Annotated in this window: 6 protein-coding genes; 5 read left to right on the top strand and 1 reads right to left on the bottom strand. The window is 71.5% G+C overall.

Annotated features, from left to right (window positions below; all coding sequences use genetic code 11):
• Nucleotides 1-11 precede the first annotated feature (11 nt).
• Complete coding sequence (locus tag CSC64_RS00625; protein ID WP_162433379.1) at nt 12-2,273, top strand: thiamine pyrophosphate-dependent enzyme; 2,262 nt, start codon at nt 12-14, stop codon at nt 2,271-2,273.
• 31 nt (nt 2,274-2,304) lie between these two features.
• On the opposite strand, the gene ubiM is transcribed toward CSC64_RS00625, so the two are convergent.
• Nucleotides 2,305-3,540 carry a 5-demethoxyubiquinol-8 5-hydroxylase UbiM gene (gene ubiM / locus CSC64_RS00620; protein WP_162433378.1) on the bottom strand — a complete coding sequence of 412 codons (1,236 nt, stop codon included), beginning with the start codon at nt 3,538-3,540 and terminating at the stop codon, nt 2,305-2,307.
• Between the two features lie 253 nt (nt 3,541-3,793).
• Between ubiM and smc the strand changes: the two genes are divergently transcribed.
• The 4 genes from smc (at nt 3,794) to epmA (ending at nt 11,805) form a co-directional block, all read left to right on the top strand.
• Nucleotides 3,794-7,297, top strand: a complete 3,504-nt coding sequence (gene smc, locus CSC64_RS00615) for a chromosome segregation protein SMC (RefSeq protein WP_162433377.1) — start codon at nt 3,794-3,796, stop codon at nt 7,295-7,297.
• 149 nt (nt 7,298-7,446) lie between these two features.
• Nucleotides 7,447-8,202, top strand: coding sequence for a cell division protein ZipA (gene zipA, locus CSC64_RS00610; protein WP_162433376.1), 756 nt, complete (start codon nt 7,447-7,449; stop codon nt 8,200-8,202).
• Between the two features lie 259 nt (nt 8,203-8,461).
• The gene (gene ligA, locus CSC64_RS00605) at nt 8,462-10,804 is read left to right on the top strand and encodes an NAD-dependent DNA ligase LigA (protein ID WP_162433375.1); all 2,343 of its coding nucleotides are present in this window, start codon (nt 8,462-8,464) and stop codon (nt 10,802-10,804) included.
• Nucleotides 10,801-11,805 (top strand): EF-P lysine aminoacylase EpmA, encoded by a 1,005-nt coding sequence (gene epmA, locus CSC64_RS00600; protein ID WP_162433374.1) that lies wholly within the window; start codon nt 10,801-10,803, stop codon nt 11,803-11,805. The genes ligA and epmA overlap by 4 nt, the downstream gene beginning before the upstream one ends.
• Nucleotides 11,806-11,851: the final 46 nt, after the last annotated feature.

The following is an 11,851-nucleotide window of genomic DNA, read 5'->3' as shown; positions in this document are numbered from 1 at the left end:
AGAATCGACGCATGAACGCTGCCACCATCCCCGCCTGGAAGCGCGGCATCAACCGCGCCGAGATCTGCGACCGCAACTTCAGCGAGTTCGTGCGCGCCTGGCGCGGCACGCCGGCGCCGCGGCCGCGCGAAGACGCCCCGGTCCTGCCGGGCAGTGCGCTGGACGCGCGCGGCTTCCGCGAACTGCTCGAATCGCAGCTGGTCAGCCGCCACCTGGACCTGATGGCGCGCGTGCTGCGGGTGCAGAACAAGGTCTTCTACACCATCGGCAGCAGCGGCCACGAAGGCAATGCGATGGTGGCGCGGCTGGCGCGGCATACCGACCCGGCGTTCCTGCACTACCGCAGCGGCGGCTTCATGGCCGAGCGCTTCCGCAAGCTTCCCGGCATGGACCCGGTGATGGATTCGGCACTGAGCTTCGCCGCCAGCGCCGAGGATCCCGCTTCCGGCGGCCGCCACAAGGTCTGGGGCAGCAAGCCGCTGTGGGTGCTGCCGCAGACTTCGACGATTGCTTCCCACCTGCCCAAGGCACTGGGCACGGCGGTGGCTATCGAACAGGCGCGGCGCATCGGCCACGTCCTGCCGGTGCCGGCCGACAGCATCGCCATCTGTTCCTTCGGCGACGCCTCCAGCAACCATGCCACCGCGCAGACCGCGTTCAATGCCGCGGCCTGGACCGCCTACCAGGGCCTGCCGGCGCCGGTGCTGTTCGTCTGCGAGGACAACGGCATCGGCATCTCGGTGAAGACCCCTGACGGCTGGATCGGGCGCAACTTCCGCAGCCGTCCGGACCTCGACTATTTCCATGCCGACGGCCTGGACCTGGCCGCGGGCTACGGCCAGGTGCAGGCGGCGGTGGAGCATTGCCGGCGCACCCGGCGGCCCACCTTCCTGCACCTGCGCACGACCCGGATCATGGGCCACGCCGGCACCGACTTTGAGATCGAATGGCGCAGCATCGAGGAGCTGTGCGCGGTGGAGGCGACCGACCCGTTGCTGCGCAGCGCGGCGATCGCGCTGGAATCGGGACTGATGGACGCCGACGGACTGCTCGCGCTGTACGAGGACACCCGGAAGCGCTGCTTCGCCGCCGCTGAGAACGCGGATCGCCGGCCGCGGCTGGCGACCTTGGCCGAGGTGGTCGCTCCGCTGGCGCCGTACACGCCCGCCGCGGTGGCGGCCGAGGCTGCGCGCCCGGCGCCCGCCGCCGCGCGCGCAGCCGCGTTCGGTGGCGAGGAAAAACTGCCGGAGAGGCAGGTCCCGCGCCACCTGGCGATCCAGATCAACCAGGCCCTGCACGAGCTGATGGCCAAGTATCCGGAGACCCTGCTGTTCGGCGAGGACGTGGCGCAGAAGGGCGGCGTCTACACGGTCACCAAGGGCCTGCAGAAGGCGTTCAAGGGCGCGCGCGTGTTCAACACGCTGCTCGACGAGACCATGATCCTGGGCCTGGCCCAGGGTTACGCCAACATGGGCATGCTGCCGCTGCCGGAGATCCAGTACCTGGCGTACTTCCACAACGCCTGCGACCAGATCCGCGGTGAGGCCGCCAGCCTGCAGTTCTTCAGCAACGACCAGTACCGCAACCCGATGCTGGTGCGGATCGCCGGGCTGGGCTACCAGCGCGGCTTTGGTGGCCATTTTCACAACGACAACTCGATCACCGCGTTGCGCGACATCCCCGGCATCGTGGTCGGCTGCCCGTCGCGCGGCGACGATGCGGTGGCGATGCTGCGCACGCTGGCGGCGCTGGCGAAGGTGGACGGCCGGGTGGCGGTGTTCCTGGAGCCGATCGCGCTGTACATGACCAAGGACCTGCACGAAAGCGGCGACGGCCAGTGGCTGTTTCCGTACCCGGAGCAGGGACTGGCGATGGCGCTGGGCGAGGGGCGCGTGTACGGCGAAGGCAACGACGACCTGGTGGTGTTCACCTACGGCAACGGCGTGCCGATGAGCCTGCGCGCCGCGCGCCGGATCGAGGCCGCGCACGGCTGGAAGGTGCGCGTGGTCGACCTGCGCTGGCTGGTGCCGCTCGACGAGGACTTCATCGTCGGCCAGGCGCGCAGCGCGAAGCGGATCCTGGTGGTGGACGAAGGCCGGCGCAGCGCGGGGGTGGGCGAGGGCGTGATCACCGCGATCGCAGAGGGTGGCTTCGGCAGCCGCCCGTTCGGCCGCGTGGTCGGCGCCGACACCTACACGCCGCTGGCCGGGGCCGCATTCCTGGTGATCCCCGGCGAGGACGACATCGTCGAAGCCGCGGCCAGGCTGGCCTGATCCAGAGCGGGGCAGCCGGGCAAGCCCGGCTCTACGGGCCTGGGCGCAGCGCCTCCAGCCCCGTGCGCAGCCGCTGCAGCGGGGTCGGGTCGACTGGCCCGGCGTCGGTGAGCCCGGCTGCGACGATCCGCTGGAACGGGGTGAGCGCCGCACTCGCCCGCAACGCGGCGCCGCGCAGCCAGCGCGCCGGCAGGCGTTCGTCGGTGTACAGGCCGACGATGGCGCGGGTGGCCTGGAACAGCGGCCAGCTGCCGCGACGGTGGCGGCGCTCGTAGCGCGCCAGCAGGAACGGATCGCCCAGGTCGCGCCCCTGGCGCGCGGCGATCGCGGACAGGTCGGCCAGACGTTCGACGCTGGCCAGGCCCAGGTTGAAGCCGTGCGCGGTCACCGGGTGCATGCCCACCGCCGCATCCCCGGCCAGCGCCAGGCGCGGGCCCGGGAAGCGCCGCGCCCAGGTCGCCACCAGCGGGTAGACGTGGCGGCTACCGGCCAGTTCGACCTTGCCCAGGCGGCCGCCGTAGCGGCGTTCGAGCTCCGCGCCGAAGGCGGCCTCGTCCAGCTCGGCCAGCTGCCGCGCCTGTTCGCCGGGCAGGGTGACCACTGCGCCGGCCAGGTTTTCCTCCAGCGGCAGCAGGGCCAGGGTCTGGCCCAGGCCGAACCACTCCCAGGCGGTGTGGCCGTGCGGCAGCTCGTGGCGCACGCGGCAGACCAGCATGCTCTTGCCGAAGTCGTGCAGGTCCGCATCGATACCCAGCGCGCGGCGGGTCTCGGAGAAGCGACTGTCGGCGGCGACCAGCAGCCGGGCGCGGATCGTGGTGCCGTCCTGCAGCTGCAGCCGCGCCTCGTCGGCACCGGCGTGCACGGACTGGATGCGCGCCTCCGCGTGCAGGTCGATGCCCGGGGTGTCCTGCACCGCCAGCCAGGCCGCGCGCCGGATCAGGTGGTTGGCGACCAGGCTGCCGAGCCGGTCGCCGTCGCCGCGGCGCGGCGCGACCCTCAGTTCATGGGCGAGATCGCGGTCCATCACCCGCGCGCTGCGCAGCGGGAACACCTGCGCGGCGGGGATGTGCGCCCACACGCCCAGCTCGCGCAGCAGCCGGGTCGAGCCGTGGGTCAGGGCGATCTCGCGCCCGTCGAAGGCCGGCTCGGCCAGTGCCGCCGCCGGTTGCCGCTCGACCAGCGCCACGCGCCGTCCCTGCAGGGCCAGGGCCCGGGCCAGGCACAGGCCGACCGGGCCCGCGCCGACGATGGCGACGTCATGTTCCATGTCCATCCTCCCTGTGAGAGCGGCCAGTCTAGGCAGCGCCCCGGCAACGTCCCCTGATCCCGATCAAGTCCGGTGCATGGCTGCGGCTGGGCCAGGCCTGCGGGAGGGCCGGCCATGCCGGCTATACTGCACGGTCACAATCCAGAATCCGGGCGTGTTCGACCTTGTGGATCAATCACTTGGAGCGAATTCCGGATAAACCACATCACTCCGGTGGCGCATCGCGCCGCAACACCCGGGAATCGACCGCCGCATGCGCCTGTCCACGATCAAGCTGTCCGGATTCAAGTCCTTCGTCGACCCCACCACGCTGCACCTGCCGACCAACATGACCGGCGTGGTCGGCCCCAACGGCTGCGGCAAGTCCAACATCATCGACGCGGTGCGCTGGGTGATGGGCGAAAGCTCGGCCAGCCGCCTGCGCGGCGACTCGCTGACCGACGTGATCTTCTCCGGCTCGGCCGCGCGCAAGCCGGTGTCGATGGCCACGGTCGAACTGGTCTTCGACAACTCCGACCACGCAATCGCCGGCGAATTCGCCGCGTTCAACGAAATCTCGGTCAAGCGCACGGTCAGCCGCGACGGCCAGAGCCAGTACTACCTCAACGGCACCAAGTGCCGGCGCAAGGACATCACCGACCTGTTCCTCGGCACCGGCCTGGGCCCGCGCAGCTACTCGATCATCGAGCAGGGCATGATCAGCCAGATCATCGAGGCCCGGCCCGAGGACCTGCGCATCTACCTGGAAGAGGCCGCCGGCATCTCCAAGTACAAGGAGCGGCGCAAGGAGACCGAGACCCGCATCCGGCACACCCGCGAGAACCTGGACCGCCTCAACGACCTGCGCGAGGAGGTCGACAAGCAGCTCGAGCACCTGCGCCGCCAGGCCCGCCAGGCCGAGCAGTACCAGGCGCTGCAGGCCGAGCGCAAGGTCAAGGACGCGGAGTGGAAGGCGCTGCAGTTCCGTGCCCTGGACGTGCAACTGCAGGGCCTGCGCGAACGGCTGGCGCAGGAGGAGACGAAACTCGAACAGATCATCGCCGGCCAGCGCGAGGCCGAGCGCGAGATCGAGACCGGCCGCGTGCGCCGCGAGGAAGCGGCCGAGGCGCTCAACACCGCCCAGGCCGGCGTCTACCAGGTCGGCGGCGTGCTTGCCCGGATCGAACAGCAGATCCAGCACCAGCGCGAACTGGCCAGCCGCCTCAACCAGGCCCGCGACGAAGCCGCCAGCGCGCTGGGCGAACTGGACCAGCACATCGGCGACGACCGGCAGAAGCTGGAAACGCTGCGTGCCTCGGTCGAGGACGCCGAACCGCGCCTGGAGCAGCTGCGCGAGGACGACGTGTTCAAGCAGGAAGCCCTGCGCGAAGCCGAGGCCGCGCTGGCCGACTGGCAGCAGCGCTGGGAAACCCACGGCCGTGAATCGGCCGAGGCCTCGCGCGCCGGCGAAGTCGAGCGCACCCGCGTCGACTACCTGGATCGGCAGGCGCTGGAAGCCGAGCGCCGCCGCGAGGCGCTGGCATCCGAACGCACCGGCCTGGACCTGGAGGCGCTGGCCGGGGCCTTCGAACAGGCGCAGATCCAGCACGAAACCCAGAAGGCCGCGCTGGACGGACTCAACGAACAGCTGGACGCGCGCAAGCAGGGCGTGTCCGCGCTACAGGAACAGCAGCGCACCGCGCAGGGCGAACTGGCCGAGGTGCGCAAGCAGGCGCAGGCCGCACGCGGCCGCCTGTCCTCGCTGGAAACCCTGCAGCAGGCCGCGCTCGGCCAGGAGCAGGGCGCGGCGCTGGCGTGGCTGAAGGCGCGCGGGCTGGATTCGGGCGCGCGCGTGGGCGAAAAGCTCACCGTCGAGGACGGCTGGGAGAACGCGGTCGAAAGCGCGCTGGGCCAGCTGATCGAAGGCGTGCTGGTGGAGGCCCCGGAGACCCTGGTGGAAGCGCTGGCCGACCTCGGCGAAGGCCGCATCGCGCTGGTCTCCGACGAAGCCGGCGATGCCGCGTTCGCGCCGACCTCGCTGGCGGCCAAGGTCCGCGGTCCGCTGGCGGTGCGCCGCCTGCTCGCCCGACTGCACGCGGCCGAGGACCTGGCCGAAGCGCGGCGCCTGTTGCCGCAGCTGGGCGAGGGCGATTCGATCATCACCCGCGGCGGCGAACGCCTGGGCGACGGCTGGGTGCGGGTGTCGCGGCAGGGCGCGGCGAAGCAGGGCGCGCTGCTGCGCGAGCGCGAGATCCAGGCGCTGCGCGCCGGCATCGAGGAGCTGCAGCAGCGCGAAGCGACGCTGGAGGAACGCCTGGTCCACCTGCGCGACCAGTTGCTGGCCGCCGAGCAGCAGCGCGAGGATGCGCAGCGCCAGCTGTACATGGCCCACCGCAGCGTCTCCGAACTGGCCGGCCAGCTGCAGAGCCAGCAGGGCCGCATGGACACCGCGCGCCAGCGCATCGAGCGGATCGAGAACGAAGTGGCGCAGCTGGTCCAGACCCTGGACAACAGCCGCGAGCAGGCCCGCGAGGCGCGTTCGCGGCTCGAGGACGCCGTCACCAGCATGGGCGACCTGGAAACCGCGCGGCAGGCGCTGGAGTCCGAGCGCCGCCAGCGCACCGAGGCCCGCGACCTGGCCCGCGACGCCGCCCGCGCCAGCCGCGACGCGAGCCACGCCCTGGCCCTGGGCCTGGAATCGCAGCGCACCCAGATCGCCTCGCTGACCCAGTCGCTGCAGCGCATGGATTCCCAGCGTGGGCAGCTGGATTCGCGCCTGGGCGAACTGGCCGCGCAGCTGAGCACCGGCGATTCGCCGGTGCAGGCGCTGGAATCCGAACACCAGGCCGCGCTGGCCGAGCGCGTGCGCGCCGACCGCGCACTGGCCGAGGCGCGTTCGCTGCTGGAAGGCATCGACAACGAACTGCGCGGCTTCGAGCAGACCCGCCACCAGCGCGACGAGCAGTCGCTGGCCCAGCGCGAGCGCATCTCCCAGCGCCGCCTGGACCAGCAGGCGCTGGCGCTGAAGGCCGAGCAGCTGGTCCAGGCCATCGTCGCCGAGGGCCTGGTCATGGACGACGTGGTCAACACCCTGCCCGAGGTCGCCGACGTGCGCGAATGGGAGCAGGCGGTGGGCCAGATCGACGGCCGCATGCGCCGGCTGGAGCCGGTCAACCTGGCCGCGATCCACGAATGCGGCGAGGCCGAGCAGCGCAAACAGTACCTGGACGCGCAGGACACCGACCTGACCACCGCGCTGGAAACCCTGGAAGAGGCGATCCGCAAGATCGACCGCGAGACCCGCGGCCGCTTCAAGGACACCTTCGACCGGGTCAATTCCGGCATCCAGCAGCTGTATCCGCGCCTGTTCGGTGGCGGCCACGCCTACCTGGAACTCACCGGCGAGGACCTGCTCGACACCGGCGTGGCGATCATGGCGCGGCCGCCGGGCAAGCGCGTGTCCAACATCTCGCTGCTGTCCGGCGGCGAGAAGGCGATGACCGCGGTGGCGCTGGTGTTCGCCATCTTCCAGCTCAACCCGGCGCCGTTCTGCCTGCTCGACGAGGTCGACGCGCCGCTGGACGAGGCCAACGTCGGCCGCTTCACCGGCATGGTCAAGGAGATGAGCGAGAAGGTGCAGTTCCTGTTCGTCAGCCACAACAAGGCGACGATGGAGGCCGCGCACCAGCTCTCCGGCGTGACCATGCGCGAACCGGGCGTGTCGCGCCTGGTCAGCGTGGACCTGGAGGAGGCCGCGCGCCTGGCAGGCGCGGCCTGAGCATGCCTGCACCGCGCCGCATGCCGGTTTGGTGCGGCCGTGGCGGGGCTTCGGGGCGCGATTGGCCGCGACGGGGTTTTTCCCGGGCCGTGGATCGTGACATCCTTGCCCCTTCCACCGACCATCCGAACCTGGCGGAGACGCACTAGATGTCCGACAAAGACCTGCTGCGCATCGGCATCCTCATAGTCGGCCTGCTGTTGCTCGCGGCGATCTGGTTTTTCGGTCGCAGCCCGCGCAAGGAACAGCAGGGCCGGCGCCGCGAAACCCGCAGCTCGCCGGCGATGACCGCCGAGTACGGCCATGGGCGCCGCGAGCCGTCGCTGGAGGGCGATGCGGATGCGGAAGGCGACGCCGATGGCGACTACAGCGGCGAGAGCGTCAGCCAGCCGGAACTGGGCCTGCCCGGCGAGCCGGCGGCCAACAGCCACCTGGGCCGGCGCGAGAGCCCCGATTTCGACAAGATCGTGTCGCTGTACGTGGCCGCGCGCGCTGGCAGCGTGCTGCGCGGCGAGGACATCGTGGTCGCCGCGGAGAAGACCGGGATGGTCTTCGGCCACATGAGCGTGTTCCACCGCCTGCTGGAAGGGCACCCGGAGCGCGGGCCGGTGTTCAGCATGGCCAGCATCATCAAGCCCGGCAGCTTCGACATGGCCACCATCCGCGAGCTGGAAACCCCGGCGATCGCGTTCTTCCTGACCCTGCCGGCGCCGGTGCCGGCGCTGGACGCGTGGGAGAAGATGCTGCCCACGGTGCAGCGCATGGCCGAACTGCTCGACGGCGTCGTCCTGGACGACGGCCGCAACGCCCTGGGCCGCCAGCGCATCGCCCACATCCGCGACGAGCTGCGCGCGTACGACCGCCAGCACGAGGCGCCGCCGCTGACCAAGGCGCCGCGCTGGTAGTGGCGCGCCGCGCCGCCTGCAAGCGCTGCTCCCCGCATCGCTGCCTGGCGCATCGCTGCCTCCTGGATCGCTACCTCCTGTAGGAGCTGACTTCAGTCGGCGACACGGTCCTCGCACAGGCGACGCCATCATGGTTCCGACGGCGTCGTGTCGCCGACTGAAGTCAGCTCCTACAAGGGCCCACGCCGGGTGAAGGCTTCGTGGAAGCGCACCATCCCGCCATCGCCGCGCTGAACGCGGGCGCCGGTAGAATCGGCGCATGACGCCCACGCCCGCCGAACGCGCCGCCGCGCTCCGCCACCGGATCGACGACGCCAACCGCCGCTACCACGAACTCGACGCCCCGGACATCACCGACGCCGAGTACGACGCACTGGTACGCGAACTGGAGGCGCTGGAGGCCGAACATCCGCAACTGGCCGGCCCCGATTCGCCCACGCGCCGTGTCGGCGCCGTGCCGGCGGGTCGCTTCCCGCCGGTGGTGCACGCGGTGCCGATGCTGTCGCTGGGCAACGCCTTCGAGGACAGCGAGGTCGGCGATTTCGTCCGCCGGATCCGCGAGCGGCTGGACCGCGACGAACTGGTGTTCTCCGCCGAACCCAAGCTCGACGGCCTGGCGATCAGCCTGCGCTACGAGCACGGCGTGTTCGTGCAGGGCGCCACCCGCGGCGACGGCGCCACCGGCGAGGACGTCACCGCCAACCTGCGCACCATCGCGGTGATCCCGCCGAAGCTGGCCGGCAGCGGTTGGCCCGATGTGCTCGAGGTGCGCGGCGAGGTGTACATGGCCCGCGCCGACTTCGAGCGCTGGAACGAACATGCGCGCCTGCACGGCGGCAAGGTCCTGGCCAACCCGCGCAACGGCGCCGCCGGTTCGCTGCGCCAGCTCGACCCGAAGGTCAGCGCGCAGCGGCCGCTGAGCTTCTATGCCTATGGCGTGGGGATGGTCGAGGGCGGCGCGCTGCCGGCCACGCACTCGGCCACGCTGGCGAAGCTGCGCGACTGGGGGTTCCCGGTCAGCGACCTGGCTGCCGTGGTCCACGGCAGCGACGGCCTGCTCGATTACTACCGCCGCATCGGCGAGGCCCGCGACGGCCTGCCGTTCGACATCGACGGCGTGGTCTACAAGCTCGACGACCATGCCGGCCAGCGCGAAATGGGCTTCGTCTCGCGCGCCCCGCGCTGGGCGCTTGCGCACAAGTTCCCGGCGCAGGAGCAGACCACGGTGGTCGAATCGATCGAGGTCAACGTAGGCCGCACCGGCGCGGTCACGCCCTGGGCGCTGATGCAGCCGGTACAGGTGGGCGGGGTCACGGTGAGCCGCGCCACCCTGCACAACGCCGACCACGTGGCGCGGCTGGACGTGCGCAACGGCGACACGGTGGTGGTGCGCCGCGCCGGCGACGTGATCCCGGAAGTGGTGCAGGTGGTGGCCGACCGGCGTCCGCCGGGCGCGCAGCCCTGGGCGATGCCCATGGCATGCCCGGTCTGCGGCGCCGAAGTGGTGCGCGAGGAGGGCGCGGCGGTGTGGCGCTGCTCGGGCGAACTGAGCTGCCCGGCGCAACTGGTGCAGACGGTGTTCCATTTCGCCTCGCGGCGGGCGATGGACATCGACGGCCTCGGCGAGCGCTACATCGAATCGCTGGCCGAGTTCGGCCAATTGCGCAGCGTCGCCGATCTTTACCGGCTCACGCTCGACGACCTGCTGGAGATGAAGCGCCGCGCCGACGAGCGCGACGGGACGACCCCGGAGACAGTCAAGGCCGGCAAGGTCGCCACCCGATGGGCCGAGAACCTGGTTGAAGCCATCGACCGCAGCCGCGACACCACCTTGGCGCGCTTCCTCTACGCGCTGGGCATCGAGCACGTGGGCGAGAGCACCGCCAAGGCGCTGGCGCAGTGGTTCGGCGACCTGGAAGTGGTCCGCCGGCTGCCGTGGCCGCTGTTCAAGCGGGTGCCCGACATCGGCGGCGAAGTGGCACGCGCGATCGGCCACTTCCTCGACCAGCCCGGCAACCAGCAGGTGATCGACCAGCTGCTCGAACGCGGCGTGCGCATCGGCGACACCCGTGCACCGAACCCGAAGCTGGGCCAGGACCTGGACCTGGCGACCCTGCTGGTCGACCTGGAGATCCCGAAGGTGACCGCAATCCGCGCCGCGCAGCTGGCTAGCGCCTTCGCCGACGCGCAGGCGCTGCTGGACGCGCCGGTGCACAACCTGGTCACCGCTGGCCTGCCCGGCGAGAGCGCCAACGCGCTGGTGGCTTGGCTGGAAGACGAGGCCCATGCCTCGCTGTTGCTGCGCAGCGCGCAGGCACAGGCCGCGTTGCGCGCACGCCTGCCGGCGCGCAGCGAACGCGTCGCCGGTCCACTGGAGGGCAAGACCGTGGTCCTGACCGGAACGCTGTCGACGATGGCGCGCGACGAGGCGAAGGAACGGCTGGAAGCGCTGGGTGCGAAGGCCGCCGGCAGCGTGTCGAAGAAGACCAGTTTCGTGGTCGCAGGCGAAGCCGCCGGCTCCAAGCTGGCCAAGGCCGAGGAGCTCGGCGTTGAGGTCTGGGACGAGGCCCGGCTGCTGGCGTTCCTGGAGCAACAGCGGTGACGGCCGCGGCGGCCGGGGGCGACTGGCGGCCGAGTGCCGACCTGGCCGCGCTGCGCCTGCGCGCGCGCCTGTACGCGCTGGACCGCGGCTTCTTCGCCGACCGCGGCGGGCTCGAAGTGGAAACCCCGGTGCTGTCCGCGGCCGGCCACACCGAGCCGAACATCGACAGCTTCACCGCCGGCTTCAGCGGCCACCGCGATGCCGGCCCGCCGCAACGCTGGCTGCGCACGTCGCCCGAGTATCCGCTCAAGCGCCTGCTCGCCGCCGGCATCGGCGACTGCTACGAACTGGGCCGGGTGTTCCGTAACGGCGAGGCCGGCGGCCGCCACAACCCCGAGTTCACGATGCTCGAGTGGTACCGGGTCGGCTGGGACCACCTGCGCCTGGCCGATGAAACCGTCGAGCTGGTGCAGCAGGCGCTGGCGCTGGCGGGGCGGCGTGCGCAGGTGGTGTCGACGACCTACCGCGAACTGTTCGTGCAGGGCGCCGGCGTCGACCCGTTCAGCGCCGACGAGGCGCAGCTGCGCGCGCCGTTGCATGGCGTCGGCATCGATGGCGAGGGCCTGTCGCGTGACGACTGGCTGGACCTGCTGATGACCCACCGGATCCAGCCGGCGTTCGCCGCCGACTGCATCACCGTGGTCCACGACTGGCCCGCCAGCCAGTGCGCGCTGGCGAAGATCCGGCAACTGGCGCCGGGCAGCGGCGACGTCCCGGTGGCCGAACGCTTCGAGCTGTACCTGGGCCGGTTCGAGTTGGCCAACGGCTACCACGAGCTGACCGACGCGGCCGAGCAGCGCCGGCGTTTCCAACGCGACCTGGAAGTGCGCGGACGCCGCGGCGCCGTGCAACCTCCGCTGGACGAGCGCCTGCTGGGCGCGCTGGCCGCCGGCCTGCCGGACTGCGCCGGCGTGGCCCTGGGCGTGGAGCGGCTGCTGATGGCGCTGCTGGGCACCGACCGCATCGACGACGTGCTGGCGTTCGATTTCGCCCGCGCCTGAGTCGCGGCCGTCGTGGACGCGACGCGTTTCACCCGTCTTTCCACCG

It is taken from the genome of Pseudoxanthomonas koreensis (assembly GCF_010093225.1).
GTDB lineage: Bacteria > Pseudomonadota > Gammaproteobacteria > Xanthomonadales > Xanthomonadaceae > Pseudoxanthomonas > Pseudoxanthomonas koreensis.
The sequence above is the reverse complement of the archived record's forward strand: the minus strand, read 5'-3'. Positions and strand labels throughout refer to the sequence as shown.

What these genes read in the sequence shown, in the direction of transcription:
- CSC64_RS00625 (WP_162433379.1), top strand. Translation starts at nt 12, where the DNA reads ATGAACGCTGCCACCATCCCCGCCTGGAAGCGCGGCATCAACCGCGCC.
- ubiM (WP_162433378.1), bottom strand. Translation starts at nt 3,540, where the DNA reads ATGGAACATGACGTCGCCATCGTCGGCGCGGGCCCGGTCGGCCTGTGC.
- smc (WP_162433377.1), top strand. Translation starts at nt 3,794, where the DNA reads ATGCGCCTGTCCACGATCAAGCTGTCCGGATTCAAGTCCTTCGTCGAC.
- zipA (WP_162433376.1), top strand. Translation starts at nt 7,447, where the DNA reads ATGTCCGACAAAGACCTGCTGCGCATCGGCATCCTCATAGTCGGCCTG.
- ligA (WP_162433375.1), top strand. Translation starts at nt 8,462, where the DNA reads ATGACGCCCACGCCCGCCGAACGCGCCGCCGCGCTCCGCCACCGGATC.